The sequence below is a fragment of the Pseudoalteromonas sp. D15MCD-2 genome, from assembly GCF_038562745.1.
GTDB lineage: Bacteria > Pseudomonadota > Gammaproteobacteria > Enterobacterales > Alteromonadaceae > Pseudoalteromonas.
The window spans coordinates 1576006-1595397 of sequence record NZ_JBCFQE010000001.1; the positions used below are offsets into that span (position 1 = coordinate 1576006).

Annotated in this window: 13 protein-coding genes and 1 riboswitch; of the genes, 4 read left to right on the plus strand and 9 right to left on the minus strand. The window is 41.1% G+C overall.

The window, feature by feature from the left end; translation table 11 throughout:
- Nucleotides 1-7 precede the first annotated feature (7 nt).
- From AADY36_RS07155 to AADY36_RS07165, 3 genes are all read right to left on the minus strand, one after another.
- Nucleotides 8-1624 (minus strand): L,D-transpeptidase family protein, encoded by a 1617-nt coding sequence (locus AADY36_RS07155; protein ID WP_342408749.1) that lies wholly within the window; start codon nucleotides 1622-1624, stop codon nucleotides 8-10.
- Nucleotides 1625-1783: 159 nt separating this feature from the next.
- Complete coding sequence (locus tag AADY36_RS07160; protein ID WP_175081015.1) at nucleotides 1784-4936, minus strand: efflux RND transporter permease subunit; 3153 nt, start codon at nucleotides 4934-4936, stop codon at nucleotides 1784-1786.
- Nucleotides 4937-4939: 3 nt separating this feature from the next.
- A complete protein-coding gene (locus AADY36_RS07165; protein WP_342408750.1) occupies nucleotides 4940-6112 on the minus strand; it encodes an efflux RND transporter periplasmic adaptor subunit in 1173 nt (390 codons plus the stop codon).
- Nucleotides 6113-6270: 158 nt separating this feature from the next.
- Here AADY36_RS07165 and AADY36_RS07170 point away from each other — a divergent pair, with 158 nt between their 5' ends.
- Nucleotides 6271-6519, plus strand: a complete 249-nt coding sequence (locus tag AADY36_RS07170; protein WP_054562006.1) for a YkgJ family cysteine cluster protein — start codon at nucleotides 6271-6273, stop codon at nucleotides 6517-6519.
- 167 nt (nucleotides 6520-6686) lie between these two features.
- On the opposite strand, the gene AADY36_RS07175 is transcribed toward AADY36_RS07170, so the two are convergent.
- The 5 genes from AADY36_RS07175 to AADY36_RS07195 form a co-directional block, all read right to left on the minus strand.
- On the minus strand, nucleotides 6687-8525 hold the full coding sequence (locus tag AADY36_RS07175; protein ID WP_342408751.1) for a TonB-dependent receptor plug domain-containing protein: 1839 nt from the start codon (nucleotides 8523-8525) through the stop codon (nucleotides 6687-6689).
- A gap of 163 nt (nucleotides 8526-8688) precedes the next feature.
- Nucleotides 8689-9243, minus strand: a complete 555-nt coding sequence (locus AADY36_RS07180) for a DUF4136 domain-containing protein (protein ID WP_054561689.1) — start codon at nucleotides 9241-9243, stop codon at nucleotides 8689-8691.
- A gap of 163 nt (nucleotides 9244-9406) precedes the next feature.
- Complete coding sequence (locus AADY36_RS07185) at nucleotides 9407-12193, minus strand: ATPase (protein WP_342408752.1); 2787 nt, start codon at nucleotides 12191-12193, stop codon at nucleotides 9407-9409.
- Nucleotides 12193-12738: a condensin complex protein MksE gene (locus tag AADY36_RS07190; protein WP_054561687.1), complete on the minus strand. Its 546-nt coding sequence runs from the start codon at nucleotides 12736-12738 to the stop codon at nucleotides 12193-12195. The genes AADY36_RS07185 and AADY36_RS07190 overlap by 1 nt, the downstream gene beginning before the upstream one ends.
- Nucleotides 12739-12740: 2 nt before the next feature.
- Entirely contained in the window at nucleotides 12741-14015 is a 1275-nt protein-coding gene (locus AADY36_RS07195; protein ID WP_055196777.1) for a hypothetical protein, read from the minus strand.
- Nucleotides 14016-14163: 148 nt separating this feature from the next.
- On the opposite strand from AADY36_RS07195, the gene nhaD reads away from it, so the two are divergent.
- Both nhaD and lysC read left to right on the plus strand, forming a co-directional pair.
- Nucleotides 14164-15414, plus strand: a complete 1251-nt coding sequence (gene nhaD, locus AADY36_RS07200) for a sodium:proton antiporter NhaD (RefSeq protein ID WP_342408753.1) — start codon at nucleotides 14164-14166, stop codon at nucleotides 15412-15414.
- 88 nt (nucleotides 15415-15502) lie between these two features.
- Nucleotides 15503-15675, plus strand: a riboswitch (Lysine riboswitch).
- A gap of 81 nt (nucleotides 15676-15756) precedes the next feature.
- Nucleotides 15757-17136 (plus strand): lysine-sensitive aspartokinase 3, encoded by a 1380-nt coding sequence (gene lysC / locus AADY36_RS07205; protein WP_055020817.1) that lies wholly within the window; start codon nucleotides 15757-15759, stop codon nucleotides 17134-17136.
- On the opposite strand, the gene AADY36_RS07210 is transcribed toward lysC, so the two are convergent.
- On the minus strand, nucleotides 17113-17850 hold the full coding sequence (locus AADY36_RS07210; RefSeq protein WP_342408754.1) for a 4'-phosphopantetheinyl transferase family protein: 738 nt from the start codon (nucleotides 17848-17850) through the stop codon (nucleotides 17113-17115). The two genes, lysC and AADY36_RS07210, sit on opposite strands and share 24 nt — an antisense overlap.
- A 148-nt stretch (nucleotides 17851-17998) precedes the next feature.
- Between AADY36_RS07210 and AADY36_RS07215 the strand changes: the two genes are divergently transcribed.
- Nucleotides 17999-19324, plus strand: coding sequence for a sodium-dependent transporter (locus tag AADY36_RS07215; protein WP_055196773.1), 1326 nt, complete (start codon nucleotides 17999-18001; stop codon nucleotides 19322-19324).
- Nucleotides 19325-19392 lie beyond the last annotated feature (68 nt).

The window sequence follows — 19392 nt, forward strand, 5'->3', positions numbered from 1 at the left end:
GTGACCTCTAAATTGTATTGTTTGCTAATGGTGTGGTGAGTGCTTTTAATAACGCGCCATCGCGATTATAAACGTCGGTATAAAATTGTAGGCCTTCGTCGTTACCCGCAACGGTCCAATACATTAAAAGTACGTCTAGCGGTTTTGATAAGCTGACTTTTTTAGTTTCTTTTGAAGCAATGGCGTCATCAATTTCACTACGGCTCCAATTATCCGAGGTTTCTAAGATTTTCTCAGCTAAGGTGAATGGATCATCAACTCTTACACAGCCGTGGCTAAATGCACGTTGGTCTTGCTGGAATAAACTTTTTGCAGGGGTATCGTGCAAATAGATTGAGTATTTATTTGGGAACATAAACTTGATTTGCCCCAATGAATTATTCTCTGAAGGCTGTTGTACAAACCAATACGGGAAGTTTTTTCGGCTAGCATTCGGCCAATCAATACTCTCGCTATCAACTGGGTTACGGCGACTATCAACTACTACAAAATCTTTCTCTTTTAAGTAGTTTGGGTTTTCTTTCATTTTTTTGATGATGCCACCTGAAATACTCCGCGGTACTGTCCACGTTGGATTCATCACGATATAGCTCATTTGCCCTTTAAATATTGGGGTTTTGGTGTAGTTTCTGCCTACAACTACATTGGTTTGCCATTTTAATTTATTGTCTTCAAATAAATACAGCAGGTAACCTGCGATATTTACCACTAAGAAGCGCTCTGTTAGCGTGTTATCAACCCAACGAATGCGCTCTAGGTTTACTAAAATATCATTAACATACTCACTGTAATCTTTGTTGAGTAGTTTTAACGTTGCATTGCCAATCACACCATCATCAGCAACTTGATGGGCATTTTGAAAGCGTTTAACTGCTGCGACTAGCTCATCGTTATAATCAGTGGCATCACTGTTACTGCCGTCAAAATACTTTAGTCGTTTTAACTTTTGTCTTAAAAGCGGCACTGCTGGGTCTGATTGCCCCGGTTTTAATACTTTATTTTGCAGTGCGAAGTCAGGTAACTCGCCAATGGCATCAAGCTCTCGATAAAACACGAGGGCGTCTTTTAAGCGCTTATAATGAGGTAAAACAGGTTTTAGGTTTTCAAGGCCCTTTTCAAGGCTTTTGGATTTTACATGTTTAAGTAATGAGGCCGCTGCAGCATCTGGGCTGACATCAAACTGTTCATAATTCCATGTGGCTGCCAATTGTTTTGGATTTACTTTTCCGCGAATTAAGTGTTTTGCATAGGTCATCACGGCATCTGTCATTAGAACATCAAACTGGGCTTCGACGGCATCTGCTCCGCGTTTATCTATTTCGCTGGCTAGCGCCATTAATGTATCAAAGTGATAGTCGTTAGGAGATAGCCCTTCAAGTTCTGCTTGCGCAATTAAGTTGAGCGCTTGCTTGGCATATTTTACGTTGTCCCACACTCGTTCAAAACTATTTGCTTTATAAGTAGCAACAGTCATTTCTGGGGAGTGGATTTGTTGTCCTTCTATACTGTGAGACTCACCAATCAGAATAGGCTCAAGCTGTTGTTGTAAGTATTGGTTTTCGGCCAGCACAGGCATACAAATGGATAAACAACTAACCAAAGCTGTGTAGCGTAGAATTTTCATAGCTATGTCCTTATAACGTATTTAGTAATTTGATGAATTGTTTCTTTTTTGCTCATTTAAGCTTAGCAAAACAATACGATTTATAGGAACATCTTTTTAAATAAAAAAAACGCTTGGCAAATTTATTGCCAAGCGTTCGGTTGGGAGCGTGAGAGGGGCTTAATTACTGGTTGTTTGTAATTTTGCTTCTGGCTCTGCTTTTTTACCTCTTAGCTTGCCAATTAAGCGTTTAAAGTCTTCTAAGGCGACGTACTGGCAAGGGATTAAAATAAGCGTAATGACCGTTGCAAATAACACCCCGAATGCTAGAGATACAGCCATTGGGATAACGATTTTTGCTTGTAAGCTTGTTTCCATAATGATTGGTAATACACCAATAAAGGTCGTTATTGAGGTCAGTAATATTGCTCTAAAACGACGCGCACCGGCTTGCATTACAGCCTCTTTGATTGCTACACCTTCGGCGCGAGCTTTATTGACAAAGTCGACCATCACTAGCGAGTCGTTTACGACCACACCTGCAACCGCGATAATACCAAATACTGACAAGCTGCTCATTGTCATACCTAAAATCATATGACCGAACATTGCACCAATGACACCAAATGGAATAACCGACATGATGATAAATGGCTGTGAGTACGAACGTAGTGGAATAGCAAGTAACGCAAAGATAATCATCATTGATAAAGCAAAATCACGTACTTGTTCTGCCACACTGTCCATTTCTTCTTGAATACGACCTGCCACATTACTTTCTACACCAGGGTAGCTTTTCAGTAGGCTAGGTAAGTATTCGTCACGAATTTCTTTTGCAATGGCAAATGGTTCAGCTTGGTCTGTGTTAACCGCAGCCCAAACGTTTACAGTACGTTTAGCGTTTTCACGACGAATACGGTTTACACCATCCACAATGTTGACTTTAGCAACTTCAGCAAGCGGTACTTCAACACCCGTTGGTGTAATGATACGTGCATCTGTGATGTCACTTACTGCGTTTCGCGATTCACGAGGGTAGCGGATCATCACTTTAATCTCTTCACCGTCACGTAAAATACGTTGTGCTTCTAAACCGTAGTAGCTAAAGCTAACTTGTGATGCCACATCTGAAAGGGTTAACCCTAAGCTGTAAGCAAGCGGTTTAAGTTCAAGTTGAACCTCGTCAGTTGCAGATTGGAGCGAGTCATTTACATCACCTACGCCTTGCATGCTATTTAGCTTTTCTTTTAACTTTGCAGCCACTTCTTTGAGCTTATTGATATCTTTGCCTTCTAAGCGAAAGCTAACATCACCGTCATCACGGCCGCCATTCATGATACTGTCTTCAATATTCAGCGTTTTCACACCTGGCAGTGGTGGCATTTGTTCGCGCCACATTGCACTTAACTGGAAAGTATCAATAGGGCGTAAGTCCGGTTCGACCAAAATCGCCATAATGCGTGCACTTGTACGACCACGTAAACTAACCGATAAGTCGCGGATCATCGCTTGACCATATTGCTCTTCAAGTTGTTTATCGACATCTAAAATCAGCTTTTCAATGGTTTGCGCTGTCTCAAGGGTTGCTTGCTCAGAAGAAGATAAATTCATTTCAACTGAGATACGCGGGAAATCATGTGGAATTTTAGGGTTCGCAACAAATTTCACTAAGCCACCAGCGAACATACCGCCACTAACAATAAGCACACAGATAAAGCCAACAATCACGGTGTAACGGTAATGAATACAGCGACCAATAAATGGTGTGTAGTAATTATCAACAAAGTTCTTTAAGCCATTATCCATACCTAAACGTAAGCGATGTAATGGATTTTTAGGGTTCGCAGGTTTATTTTTCATGGCTGCTAAGTGAGCCGGTAAAATTAGTTTTGACTCAATTAATGAAAAAATTAAACATAGGATAATTACACCACCAATGGCTTTAGAAAACGCAGAGCCAGGTCCTGATGCCAATGTTTGTGGTAGGAATGCGGCAATTGTGGTTAACACCCCAAAGGTTGCAGGAATAGCAACGCGTTTTACGCCGCGCACTACGTTATCTAGGCTGTGACCGTGTTTTTCAATTTCAGCACTGGCAGACTCACCGACGACGATAGCATCATCAACGACTATCCCGAGCACCAGTATAAATGCGAATAAAGAAGCTAAGTTAACAGTGATATCAATAAAGCCCAGTGGCATCATTAAAAATGCACCTAGGAATGACACAGGTAAGCCCATCATTACCCAAAACGCTAAGCGTAGTGGTAAAAATAGCGCCAGTACCACCATCACTAAAATACCACCCCAAATCATGTTGTCGATCATCATGTTTAGACGACCTTCAAGGTAGTAAGTTAAATCAACAATCGGTGATAGCTTTACGCCTGCTGGTAACTGTGGTGCTTTATCTGCTAGATATTTTTTTAATACCGCAGCAACTTTAGTGATATCTTGATCTTTCGAAGCATTTACTTCAAAAGTTAGTGAGTTTTTACCGTTGTACTTAGAGTATTGTAAGCCTTCTTCAAAGCCGTCATTAATTGTTGCTACATCACCTAAGAAAACTTGTGCACCATCTGGTAAGTGTAATAAAGGCAGATTTTCGAACTCTTTACCACGATACGCTTGATTTTCAACACGCATCGAAATGTAGCCATTTTCAGAGCGAATTTGACCTGCAGACATATTGGCAGAAAAGCTGCGAACGGCTGTGGCAATATCACGGAAAGTTAAACCATACTCACGTAGTTTATCTGGGCTGATTTCAATGCCAATTTCGTAGTTTAAGCCACTGTAAAAGTTGACCAAGTTAATTTGTGGTAAAGCTTGTAGCTCATCTTTTATGTCGTTACCAAGTTCTTTGAGCTGGTAGTTACTCATATCGCCATACAGCGCGAGTATCATCACTTCTTGCTCAAACTTTTCACGGCGAACAATTGGGCGTTCCATCTCTGCAGGGAAGGTATTGATTGAATCAACCTGCATCTTGATTTCATCGAGTACTTCTTGTGGATCGTACTTTTCTTCGATTTCTATCCAAGCTTGTGAAAAACCACGGTTCGAATAGGTAATTAAACGTTTAATGCCTTCGAGACCTTCTAATGACTCTTCGACCTTAATGGTGATGCCTTCTTCTACCTCTTGCGGCGCAGCCCCCGGATAAACAGCTTGAATACTGATCCAGTTACTTTCAAATTGTGGGAACATTTGCTTACGCACCGACATTGCTGTCAATAAGCCTCCCACTAAAATGAAAATCATAAGTAAGTTTGCTGCTACTGGGTTGCGAGCAAACCAGGCAATAAGCCCTTTTTCTCTGTGCGTGGTCATGGCTTATTCCTCTTTTAACGCTAACTGCGTTGTTGGCACACTCAGTTTTGCGTCATCTAGCTTGACCGCCATGCCTTCAGTTGGGTATTCAAGTGCCGAGGTAATCAGTTGCTCACCATTAGCAAGGCCATTATCGGCGATCACCTTGCCATTTTGTTCGCGAACGATGTTAAGTGTTTTAAAGGTAAGCGTTTCGCCATCTTGTAAAACAGCGACTTTTTTGTCTTTAACTAAATGGTGCGGAACAACAATCGCATTATCCAGCGCACGGCCTTCGATAGTGGCATTAATGTATGAGCCAAAACGTAATGGCTGCTTTTGCTCATAAGGCGTTGCTACTTGTGCTACTAAGTAATTCATGCGGCTACGTTGGTCTACAACTCCTTCGCTACGTACGATAGTTGCTTGCCAGGTTGTTTGTTTACCTGCAAATTCAGCATTAATTGATACGCTTGCACCAATTCCTTGGTTATTTAGGTATTGCAGATCTTTATCAGCAACAGGTAAACGAATTTCGGCCAGTGACGTTGAGCTCAGACTACCAAAGCTGTTACCAGGGTTTACTACACTGCCTAAACTAATTAGACGCTCGTCAATAATCGCGTCGTATGGTGCTTTAATATATGTACGTTCAAGATTACGTTTAGCTCGTTTTACACTCGCTTGCGCTGCACGGTAACTTGCAAGTTTTTCAGCAAGTTGTGGTTTACGTAAATAAAGCTCAGATGGAATAACTTGGTTTGAGTCACCTTTGATGCGGTCCCACTCAGCTTGCGCAACTGACACCTGTGCACGTTCAATCTCGAGTGCAGAGCTTGCTTGTGCCAAACCGGCTTCAGCTTCAATGAGTGCCGCTTCGTAATCATTTGGGTCAATACGTGCTAGAATGTCGCCTTGCTTAACAAATCCACCTTGTACAAATTGATCTGATAACGACACAACCTGACCACTCACTTGCGCAACAAGTTCAGTTTGGTTTTTAGGTTTAACAATACCGTATGATTTTACATCAAGGGTAATGGCGTCAAAGCTTAACGGTTTAATTGATACAAGCGGGCGCAGATCTTGTTCTGGTTTTTCGACTGGCGGTTGCTTCATAGAGGCAAATGCGAATGCCATTCCAAGTCCGCCGACTAATACGGCGATAGGGAGAATGATTTGTTTTTTACTAGCCACGGGATAGTCCCTCACGGTTGACGGTAATTAAAAATAAATTTGATAGGCTAAGCATACGCAATAAAGTGTTTACAAGGCGTTTGAAGATGTAACAAACCATTACACATATTACAAAGGCGCTACAAAGGTTCTATAAGAGGTACTCAATGACAGATAAAATGGCATGTAGATTAGGCTGTGGCGCCTGTTGTATTGCACCCAGTATTAGCTCACCGATCCCAGGAATGCCCAACGGGAAAGCCGCGGGAGAGCGCTGTATTCAACTTGATGATAATAACCTATGTAAATTATTTGGTGATGAATCAAGGCCTAAGGTGTGTAGTGACTTTTCTGCCACGATTGATGTGTGTGGCACCACTAACGAACAAGCACTGTATTTAATTACTGAACTTGAGCAGATGACTTAAAAAGATTAAACCTTTAACACTTTTTAACGGTTGCTGGGATCAGTTGTGTTTTATGGCTAAAGTTTTCTTTATGGCGTTTAATATAATTTTGTTATGGTTTGATAGATATCTCGGAAAGTAACGTGACACCAAAATGCCAGTCAATTGACTGGCATTATTGTTTTTGCTTACCACGTATAGGTAGCGCTAAGAGTATATTGTTCGCCGCGGCCTGGGGTACCCGGTACTTCTTCGAAAGATTCATCCCAAATGTTGTCAGCTGCAAAGGTAACAAACACATTATCAAGCTGAGCTGGGGTGAATTTTAGCGTTAACTGCGTGAAGAAGGCTTCATCATCAGAGTTACGTAAGCGGTTACTATGTTGCTTACGCCATTCGTTATCGATACGCAGCTCAAGCACATCCATTGGTTGCCATATTGCACCCAGTGTTACACGGTGATCAGGGTAGTTAAGCGCATAAAAGCTCGCATCAATATCTGCCGTGCCATAGTCTTCTGATTTTTCTAAATAGGTATAGCTGGCAATTAACTCAGTGCTTTCGAACGTTTTATTCGCTAAAAACTCAACGCCTAAGGTGTCTATATCAACCGGGTTTGCAAAACGTGCAGAGGTTGCATCAAAGCGATATGTCCAATCCGTAAGGTTTTTATCTTTACGGTAGAAAATAGCTGAATCTAAACGCCATGAAGACTGTTCAATCAGTAAACCTAATTCAAGGTTATCGGTGGTTTCGCGCTCAAGGCTGTAGTTACTTCTGAATAACCCGCCCGTTTCACTGCCGCCGATGGCGGTATAACCGGGAACTTGTGATGCTTCTGCGTATGACGCATACCAAGTATGTTCACTGCCATTTTGATTAGCTACTTTAAGGCTGGCATCGGCAATAAATGAGGTATCTGAGCTATCACGGTTCGTATCATCAAATGCAGCACCAACACGTAAAGTAAGCTCTTTGTTCGCTGTAAGAGCTGTCTTGTACTCAGGCAAGATACTTAGCTTGGTGTAATTGCGTGATGTAAAGTTGTTTTCAAGAGACGTTGATTCAATTTCATCAGCAATAAATTGGCCAGCATAATTAATTGCATAGTGGTCATTTAAACGGTGGCGTCCAGAGAGTGCCAATGACTTAACCGTGGTTTCGTGAAACGCTTCAAAAATAGCTGGGTTTTCACGAGACAAAACGTAATGGTCGTTATGTTTACGATAATAACCAGTCACTTCAAGGCTATTGCTCTTACCATACATTTGCTTGTGATTGAGCATGAAAAGCTTGGTTTCAAGATCTTCGGTTTCGTTAAAGTTAAATGGCGTATAAAGGTTTGGCCAACCAAAAAACTTCTCTTGGCGTCCGAACATTAAATCAGTTTGTGAGGTAGAGCTTGCGAGTTGAATACGCGCTGAGGCACGTTCGAAGTCGTGGTCGCCATTATCAATTGAGCCATCACTTTTTGAGTGAGAGTATTCCCCTTCAAAACCTAATCGCCAATCAGGTTTGCTATCAAGCTTTTGGCTATGGGCAGCATGAATGCTTTGTAAATTAAAGCCATTCGTACCTGTGCCAAGAGAAACGCTGCCAGTACTTGTGATAGGGCGCCAGCCAAATGAAACCGTACCAACCGAGCTATTCATACCATAAAGGGCATTATCAGCACCTGTAAGCACTGAAGGGCCTGTTAGCATCTGCGGCGCAATTGGAATTTCAGCAAAGTAGTGACCAGATTGAGGGTCAAATAATGTACTGCTGCCTACACGAAAGCCAGTATTTTCGAAAATACCACCACGAATGGTTACATCAGCTTGTGCTTCAGCCATATTGCGCGATTGCAAATCGACACGCGGGTCATATTCTAAGTTTGATACTGGCGCATCAAAAGTACCTACAGGTTCTTTATTTGCGGTTGCTGAAACTTCAACGGTGATTTGTTCAATATTGTTGGTGTCTTCTGCTAGCACTGAGCAAGTGACGAATAATGCGGGAAGTGTAAGCTGTACTGCGCGTACCATCTAAAACTCTCTTGATTTTGTTTAATCTGGGGTAGTGGGCTAGTTAGGCGCACTGAAAATTGCGGGTATTGTATCTGAATCACTGAGTTATACCACTCCAACCAGATTTAAACAGGCAATAAAAAACCGCGCTAATTGCGCGGTCTTTTAACTAAAACAGTGTTTAGTTTTGATTAATTGATTGCGGTGGGAAGTTACTTAGAATGTTAGCAACAGTCTCTTTGATAACTTCAGTGCGCTTTTCAGGTGATTGGTTCTTTTGCAAACGACCTTCTTTCGCACCACGCCAAACTAATTGGTTAGAAGCACGGTCTACCACGTCTAGAATTAACGTACCCACTTCATATTCGCGAGTGGTTGTTTGCGTGTTATAACCCATACCCCAGTAATTCCAGCGTGCGCCGTAACCGACGTTGAAGGTATCTACATCAATTTTAGTATCAACAGAGGCATGATAGTTAATCAGTACATCTGCTTGTGCTAAATCAACTAGCTTCATACCGCTTTTTTCAAGTTCAGCATTTACAGCGTCACGAACACGTTTTTCCATTAAAGGGCTAATTTGGTAGTTCGCTACGTTTTTAGTCAAGCTGGCATTAGGTACCCAAGAGAAGGTTTTATAATTACTAAAATCTGCTGATTTGTCGTAATCCCAATCAGGCGTTTTAGCACAAGCCGCTAAAAATAATACAGCCGTCGCGATTAATAAGTTCTTCATATTGTTTGCTCCTTGGCAAAATTTCCACTACTTGATTGATAACATAACACAAATAATACTCAACTGAATGATTATTTAAAAACTATGGCACATTTACAAAAAAGTACTGTAATAGTTTGTAAACATAGTCATCCTTGACTGAATCAATGATTAATTTTTGTAATTAAACAGTGTGTTCCACATCTATCCAGTCTTTTTCATCCACCCAGTTTTGTGCACCATCTTTAACAGTACGAATAGGGACGATGTAATCACAGCTAACTTGTGGTTTAACTGAGGCAAAAATCGGCACAAAGCCAAAGCTAAGAGCGGTTTCGATAATTGCTTTTTGGTTTTGTGGGTCGATATCGGCAGCTTCATCGATATAAATCGGAATACGATACAAGTTTTGTTCTTGGTCGCTTAATAAGTAACGAATAAACAGCATGCCGCAAAGTAGCTTAATGGTGATACGGGTACCGTTAGAGCCGGCTGAATCGATTTTTTCGAAGTGCTCAGTTTCACCAGCACGGTTTACTACTTCAAAACGAATATCAAATAAGTCGGTCAGTGTTAAACCGGCTTTTTCTGAGGCAAGCTTAATCAAATGATCTTTCGCTTCGTTTACAGCAGATTCGCTATAAGGCTCTTGGCTTAATAGGTCTAGGGTATCGCCTTGCTCAAACTGATTTGAGGTACTAATAATGGTATCAATGCTATCAACCAACATCTTGCGCGGAATAACATTAATTTTGAATGCTTGAAGATTAGAGATCCGATGCTGACTAATGCCTTTATTAAAGCTGTTCATTTCGCGGCGCAGGCGATCTAAGTCTTCACGCAAGCCTTTAATAGTAGCGGCTACTTCGGTTAACGCAACTCGGCCTTGACGTTCAACCGCATCGCGCTCGTTATCGATGTTATGAAACGCGCTAATAAGCTTTTCGTATTTAGTAAACTCATCGTTTTCGTTATCAAATTTAGTAATACCCGCATTGTAAATATGCATGTAGGTGTTACGTACGTTGATATCAAAGTTACGTAGCTCTTGGCAGTCTTTGTTAAAGTGATGAATGAGGTCACTTAAGTTATCAAAATCAATATTGATTTCAATCATGTACGGAGTGACTTTGCCTGAGTAAAAATCAAGCGTGTGATCGATACGTTCTGATTTAACTTGACGCAAACGGTCAGCTTGGCGAGCAAGCAGATCTTTTTTCGACTTGATAATTGAGCGACGATCGCTAATTGAGCCACTGTTCTTTTGAATATCTTGCAGGTAGTCGTCAACTTGCTCGCGTTCTGCATTTAACTGCTCTTTTAGCAGAGTTTGTGCATCGACAGATTGCTGCATCACTTCAAATTGTTCAAAGCGTTTTAATGCTTCTTCTGAAGCCATTAGCTCATCATATAAGGCATCTTTTTCTTTTTGCTTTTCGGCCACATTAGCAGCGACTTCGCGCTGTTGTTTAAACTCTTTCAGTGAGTTTTCAAGAGCAGCGAGTTGCGCGGTTAATTGCTCTTTATTTTCGCCCGTTTGCATTTGCACTGGGCTTAGCTTTTTAAGTTTAATCGTTGCGCCAGGAAGAGTCAGTACACCGCCTTTCACGTTAGCTGATAACTGCTCTAAAAACTCACCAAAGGCATCTTCGTCTGTTATATCAACATCACCATTGCTGGTGGTGGCAAACGATAAGATATCTGGGTTTAGAATACGCGAAATTTCTTCAACTTCTTTTAAAGACAAATCTTCACGCATGCGAGTGAATAAATTGAACTCGAGGTTCTTTAACTGCAGTTTTAAGCTCTTAATTTGCTTTTGTGTTTCGCTGATACGGTAATCTAGCGTGTGCAAGCTTTGACCTTGAGCACTGCTTAATGAATGCGATAGCGATTCATAATCTTGTTTAAGCTGAGTAAGGCTTACTTTTAAAGTGGCTTTATTAACTAGTTCAAACTCAGATTTAAGCGTTCGATAGTCTAAAAACCATTGTTCAATTTGTGTTTGCTTACGTTCAATATCACGGGATTGCTGAATATACAGCTGCTGCTTTTGGTCGAACTCATGCTTTTCGTTTTCAATATCTTCAAGGGCAATATTTAGCTCAGTGAGTTGGTCTTGTTGATAGGTTTCAAAGTCAATCAGTGCTTGGTCAATTTTTGGCGCATAGGCAGCAAGTTTGCCTTTTAAAACCGTTTGGTTTTCAAGCATAGATTCAAGGGCTGCGATAGGCTCTTGCATTGACTCAAGGGCTTTTAATTCACGTTTAGCGCGGTTCACTTTATCGAATGAACGTCGCCATACCTCATAAAAATCAACCCGTGAGTTTGACATATGGCGCTCAAATACACGTAACATAAAGCGCTTAACATCACTGGCACCTAACTTATGCAAGTTAAGAATACGGCGGAAAATTTCTTTGTAAATTGCTGAATCTTGCACGTTATTGAGGGGGATCATCTTTAAGTTGATATCGCCATCAAATGGGGTTGCGCCGCCAGTGAGTAGGGCGTTTAGCTCCTGCGCTTTTAATTCAATTGGATTGAAACCTTGCTCTTTTAAGTGATTAAAAAGCTTGGTGAATTTTACAATGGTTTTGCCTTGAGTGTAGTGATCAAGGTTCAACTTACCTTGGTAACAAAAAAACTGATGCGCGTAACCGGCAATTTTACCAAGGCCGGCAACACCAATCACCACAGGGCCATTAGGTAGGTCAGCTTCGAGTAAAATATAGGATTGATCTGACGAAAAGTAGAATTTTCGGGTTTCGTCTAAATCGTGGCCATCCCATTCTGTTAAACGCAAATCGTTAATCAATGGAAATTGCAGGGCATTAATTACCGAGCTTTTACCGGTATTATTCGGTGCACAAATAGAGCTACTTTTATCCAGTGGGATCACGCATTTTGCATAGCCTGCGGTATTTAAAAGCGCAAGTTTGCTGAGTCCGTATAGGCTTTGGCTTTGCATTAGTCGTCATCTCCTAGGTAGGTTTCTTCGTTTACTTCCATTAATGCATCGATATAACGATAAATAGGTGCTTGCAGCATAAAGCCGTTTTCTACTTCGCGAGCAAGACCTAAACGTACCATACGTAGATAAACGTCTTTACGTAAATCTGAGCCAGAGAAGATTTCTAATTGATCAAACAGGTGCTTGTTGATTTGCACTAAGGTTTGCATCAGTTCAAGGTCGTTTACTTCGTCAAACAAAGCACGCATTGGATCTTTACCGGTATTGGCATAGTGCTCAATTAAGATGTAGATAGTCAGTGCGATGGCACGCGAAATTTTACCCATGTTTGGGGTGCTTTCGTCGCTGCCAAAATAGTAAAAGCCACGGCTATCATGTTGTAGGTCATGGCCAAGGGCGTTAAATAACGCGCGATAAGCATCAATGTGTTGGTCAAGCTCTTGCCACATCAGCGTGTCTTGTTCGCTAATGTGGTAGCCTGATGTGAGCTTTTTATTAATAGCTTGCAGATGCGTTAAATCATCTAAATTAATATCTGTCATGGTTATTGCTCTGTTGCTTTTTTATCGTCAGCAATCGATGAGTTAAATGGGTAAAGAGAGAAGTGTTGCTGGGCAATTTTTATTTTTACTTTCTCTTGGCTTTGGCTGATTTCAAGGTCGCCATCGCTAATCAATTTTTGATACAAGAACAGCATTTCGTCAGCTTCTAAGTCTGGGTAGCTTTCATCTAAGAAACTAAGCAGCGGCTGAGCTTTTTTGCTGGCTTTTTTAAAGCGTTTTCTAAATTGTGTTTTAACGTCGTTGTAATCAGGAATATGCGGGCTTTGATAGGCGGGCACATCATCATGTTCAGGAAGCTGATATTCATCGTGCTCAAAGTCAACTAAGCCTGCCATATAAGCCACGATATGACGTTGCTGACCAAGTGAAAAACGTTGTGCGTCTGAGACAAAGTTAGGCTGTACTGCACTTAACATGTTATCGACGCCATTTTTACGCACTAAACCAAGCACTTTAGCCGCTTGGCGAGTAATTAGGTTGTTGCGACGTAACTCTTCACGTAGCGGCATCAGCATATCGGCGCTTTTACGTAAGCTTTCACGGCCAACTAAATGCATTTCTAGAATACGAGTACGTAATTGTTCAAGCATGCGCTTATCTTGATACGACTTACCAAGGCGGTCAATTTGCTCTATTTGCGCGCTAATTTGTGCTTCGATGGTATTAAAGCAAGCATGGAAGTCACCACGAATATCAACCATTTCAAGCATAGGCTCGATGTATTCATCGAACGCTTCAATTACAGCCTGATAGCGTTTTTGCAGTGATTGCACCGCGTTATCAGCTTTCGCTTGCTCAACAATATTTAAAATAGCGTTTTCATTGTGGGCAAACAATTTCATTATTTTGCGTACCCGATCATCCATAATACGGCTGAAGCGGCGAAGCTCGTCGTAATCTTCAATTTCACCGGCTTTAGCAAGGCGATTACCAAGGCGAGCTAAATCATCAACAAGCACACTTATTTCTTGGGCAAGACCTAAGTGTTCTTCTTGTAGCAAGAAAGTCGCAAAATCGGCGATCGCGCGGTTGATTTCTAACTGCGATGATTTTGCCAGTGGAATGATAATATCTTGATTCAATAAACGATTTGTTTCTTTATAAATGCGTTCATTTGACCATGAAGGTTGTTTTTGTTTTATCGCATTTTGTACGTCTTTCAAGCTGAAATCAGCCATCTTAAAACGTTTAAATAGCAGTTCTAACACCCCCCAATGCTCAGTAAGGGTATTTAATAACTTTTTAGCTGGGATCATAAGGCTCCAGTAAATTCAGACTTTGGTGTTAGCGATTAGTATTAAATTATGTAATTGAGAATAGTTTTATGCTTTCTATGCTGCTAGAATCCGCGCCGAAACACTCGACTTACAATTTTTACATTATTATAAAGGTTGTTCAAACACCATGGTAACCCCACTTATCCTAACCCTGATAGCGGTGGCATTTTTGCTTATCGTTATAGAGGATATTATCCATGTAAACAAGGCCAAAACGACGCTTTTTTTTGGCACTTTATGCTGGATTATCTTATTTATCTCTCCAATTCATGGGCAAAGCCCAGAAACCATACAACATCAACTGGATCACAACATATTAGAAATCGCGACTTTGTGGCTGTTCTTAATGGCTGCGATGACCTTTGTAGCGTATTTAAACTCTAAAGGTTTTATCCAGAATATTGTTCATAAAATTATGCCAAATCAAATCAGTGAACGAAAGCTGATGTTTCTGATTGGTGGGTTTGCGTTTCTATTTTCATCTATTTCAGACAACATAACTGCAACTTTAATCTCGCTTGCGGTGGTGATGTCACTTAAGTTAGATCCTAAAAAATTAATAAAATATGCGACCTTAATTGTATTTAGTGTTAATTCGGGTGGGGTGTCGTTGATTACGGGTGATGTTACAACCCTGATGATTTTCTTAGACGAAAAAGTCACGATTGCTAATCTACTATTATTAATTGCCCCTGCACTGACAAGTGTTGCACTGCTCGCGGCGATGTTGTCGGTGGGTATGTCGGGTAATGTTGTGTTTGAAAAACAAGCAGCCCGTCGTATCGAAAAGACAGATATTACTATTGCGGTTATCTTCTTCTCGACGATTATTGCTACGTTAACTTTGAGTGTGCTTTATAGTGTGCCGCCGTTATTAACCTTTTTATTTGGTTTATCTCTGATGTTTTTGGTTGCGCAATTCTTAATGCGCAAAAAAGACGTTAACAAAAAAATCATCGATTATATTCGTGAAATTGAATACGACACCTTATTGTTCTTCGTTGGTGTGTTATTGCTGGTTGGCGCATTAAAAGAAGTTGGTATGCTTGCTAAATTTACTCATTTATATGAGTTGATGGCACCGGAATATGCCAACTACTTGATGGGGCTATTATCAGCGGCGGTAGATAACGTACCTCTAACTGCAGCACTTTTAAAAGCTGATATTGTGATGAGTCCTCAGCAATGGCTGTCGTTTACTTACGCAACTGGGGTCGGTGGCTCAATGCTTATTATCGGCTCTGCGGCAGGTATTATTGCCATGAGTAAGGTTAAGGCACTGACCTTTATGAGCTATCTTAAAATGTCGGTTTATTTATTAGTTGCTTATACCGTTGGTTATTATGGTTCGCACTTAGCGGGCAGTTTAATTTCATAAAACAACTTGACAGCTAGACGTCTAAACGTTAACTTTCGAAGCCTGCTTTTAACAGCAGGCTTTGTTATTTTAACCAGGTGTTAACTTAACATTCAGAAGAGGTGCGATACTTAGGTAATTAATGTGAGGTGACGAACGCCGATGACCATTAATGAGGGAAGTACTCGCCGAGAAAATTAACCGGACGTCACGGTTATTTTTCGGTTTATGGGGCTGAATCCTCAAAACTGTCACCAAACTAGGTGGAGAGCTTCTGGCATGGACTACTCTTTATTTTCAAAGCACCCCCTTGCCGAGTTCTTCTTGAATTACTGTGGATAGTTTTCCACAAAAGGAGACGACATGAATACCCAATTAGCCGCCAACACAAAATCAGATTACGTTGTTGCAAAATTTGGTGGCACCAGTGTAGCTAACTTTGATGCTATGAGCCGCTGTGCAGAAATTATTTGTGCTGATAATCAAGTACGTATTGTTGCTGTGAGTGCCAGTGCAGGCGTGACCAATCATTTAGTTGCATTGTGTAAAGCTGATTTGAGTGCGGCTGAACGTGATGAGCATATTACTGGCGTTGTCGCCATTCAAGAAGCAATCTTGGCAGAGCTGTCACTGGATGCTGATTTAGCACATGGCTTTAATGAAACGCTTAAGGCTTTTCAAAAGCTAGCATCAGACGGGGCTAAGTCAGTAGCAGATCAAGATGAACTACTGAGCTTTGGCGAGCGTTTATCATCGTATTTATTTACTCAAGTATTACGAGGGCAAGGTCTTGATGCGGTGCGTTTTGATGTACGTAAAGTGCTAAAAACAGATAGCCAATTTGCTAAAGCTACCCCAAATGTTGCAGCAACCGCTGCGGCAGCTAAAGAGCATTTAGTGCCATTACTTGATGACCATGTTGTGGTAACTCAAGGTTTTATTGGTAGCAATGAGCACAATCAAACGACCACTTTAGGCCGTGGTGGTTCAGATTACAGTGCTGCATTACTCGCTGAAGCAATTAACGCAAAAAGCGTGCATATTTGGACCGATGTTGTGGGTATTTTCAGTACTGATCCGCGTTTATGCGCTAAAGCAAGCCCAATTGCACGCTTAAGCTTTGATGAAGCGGCAGAAATGGCAACGTTTGGGGCAAAAGTACTGCACCCGGCAACCATTTTACCTGCAAGCCGAAGCCATATTAGTGTGTTTGTTGGTTCAAGCCGTGAACCACAGTTAGGTGGTACATGGATTGAAAAAGAAAAATCTCAGCAACCAGGTATTCGAGCCGTAACACAGCGTAAAAATCAAATTCTGTTAACGGTTAAAAGCCCAGAAATGCTCCTAGCGAGTGGTTTCTTAGCCCGTGTATTCACCATTTTAAGTGAGTTTAATATTTCGGTTGATTTGGTTACTACCTCAGAGATCAGTGTTGCAATTACTTTGGATAACGCACCAAATGCATCACGCCCTGAGCTTGATCAAGCTTGTTTAGATAAGCTTTCTGAGTTTTGTCATGTGTCGGTTGAGAATAACTTAACGCTGGTGGCTTTAATTGGTTCTGAAATTCAATTACGTCAGCAAGAAATGAACTTAATGCAGGTATTGAGTGATTTTAATATTCGTTTAATTTGCCACGGTGCAAGTAAACATAACCTGTGCTTCTTAGTTGAGCAAAGTGAGTCAGATGAAGTCGTGCAGGCTATTCACAGCCGACTATTAGAAAGCCAAGTCGCGGCGTAAGTCGTTAAAATTAATAAAAGAGCACTGCCAGTCAGTGCTTTTTTGTGCCACAACACTTATATCAAAGCCTTCAACAGAGTTACTACTCGCGCTGAAATTATGTTTGCTCAATTCTTCAAATACATTAGGAGCAAGTAGTTTCGCAATTGGCTGAGCACTTGCTTTGGCAAGCGACTCTTTTAATGTCCAAATTCTAAAAAAGCACTGTGCCTGTTCATCGGGAGCGTCAAAACGGCTAATTAAGTCAACTTCATCTTGATGATAAAAATGCTTTGCGAGTTTGATAAAAGGGCGAGGCTTACTGCTTTGTTCAATATCAAAACCAAATCGCTGCTGTTCGGGGTTAAGGGCTGCGCCAATTAAACCATTTGAATGTGATAAACAGGCCCACACAGGTTCTCTGCGTTTTGTATGTAATTTGAGCTTACTGTCTTTGTCATTAAACTGGCTTGATATTTCATTGAGAGCTAAATCATCACTAGGGTAAGCATGTTGATACAAATACTTTAACGTTAGGCGAGTCGCTAAGTACTCTTGCTTGGCGCTAGGCACTTTGCGTTTTTCAAGCACGCTTAATTCAAACTCACTGAGTAATTTATCAACGGGTAAACTTGCAACATCAATACGTGTTGCATCCATCAGCATAATTTTTTTGGCCGTTGATTGGCTTTGCTGCTCGATGACAAGGGTGTTCGAAAAGTAGTGACTGCTCATGGTTTAACGCTTACACGAAGGCTCGTATTTAGTTTTGTTCATTTTTACAGCAGATGCACATTTATAGGCATGAACAAACGCAAATAGTTTACGCAGTTGACTGTAATTATGGTTTAATGATGAAAAATAATAACAGATTTGTAGATGTATGGCACAAGTTCGTGACGGCTTTCAAAGTCGATTAGGTTTCGTTTTAGCAGCTTCTGGTGCGGCGGTAGGTTTAGGTAATATTTGGGGCTTTCCAACACAAGCGGCAAACCATGGCGGCGGTGCATTTTTACTCGTTTACTTCATTGTTATCTTCTTATTAGCGCTTCCGGCTCTGTATACTGAGCTGTATTTAGGCCACCAAGCGCAAGCGAATCCAGTAAAAGCATTATCTAACGCATGGCAAGACACAGCGCCTAAAGTGGGGGCAGCAGCTGGTTATATTGGCCTGTTTGGTGCGGTTGTAATGCTGAGCTTTTATTCGATAGTTGCCGGGTGGATGCTCGCTTATGCGCTCGAGCCAGTCGCAAGCTTCTTTGGTTTTACTGAGTTAAGTAACTTTTTACACAGTGACTCTATGGCACGTAATTTTGTGTTTACGCCACTGATGCTTATTCTTACCGCGAGTATTATTTTAAAAGGCGTTAAATCAGGTATCGAAACTTGGTCACGCCGCTTAATGCCATTATTGCTAGTGTTATTAGTGGCGTTAATTGCTTATATCGCCACCCTAGATGGTGCGATGGATGGCTTTGCAGCCTATTTAGTGCCAGATTTTAGTCAAATTTTTGATGCAAACTTAATTATTGCGGCAATGGGACAAGCGTTCTTTTCATTGTCGTTAGGTGTTGGTTGTATGATGGTTTACGGCTCTTATTTAAAGCCAGATGCCAACCTGCCTAAATTAACTGGTACTGTGGCATTGCTTGATACTGGTGTAGCCTTTTTAGCGGGTTTATTGATTATTCCGGCTATTTTTGTTGCTCAACACAACGGTGTAGAGGTATTTAGCGGCGGTAAATTGGTCGGTGAAGGGCAGTTAATTTTTGCAATTTTACCTGAACTGTTTAGCACGATGGGCCAAATGGGTTTACTCGTTGGCTTATTATTTTTTGTATTAATGTCGATTGCCTCAGTGACATCAACCATCTCATCGACCGAAATTCCAGTAGCATTTTTAGTTGAGAATCACAGTGTAGAGCGCAAAAAAGCAACCTTATTTGTAACGTTAATCGTGTTTATTGCCTCATCACTGATTATCTTAAACTTTGACTGGTTATTTGGTTTAGTCATTATGGTGCTTACACAGTACCAATTACCTTTAATGGGACTGTTCTATTTCATTACTGTTGGCTGGTTATGGCAGCGTGGTAATAAATTGCATCAAGTATCGAGCGGTCCTCATTATTGGTTTGCCCAGTACATTCGCTTTGTCTGCCCGTTATTAATGACGGCGGTTTTTGTGAACGTGGCGTTGTTGAAATAGAGATTTGAGTTGCTAGTTGCTAGTTTTAAGTGAAAAGACAAAAAGTAAAAGGCGTGGGGGTTAAACCT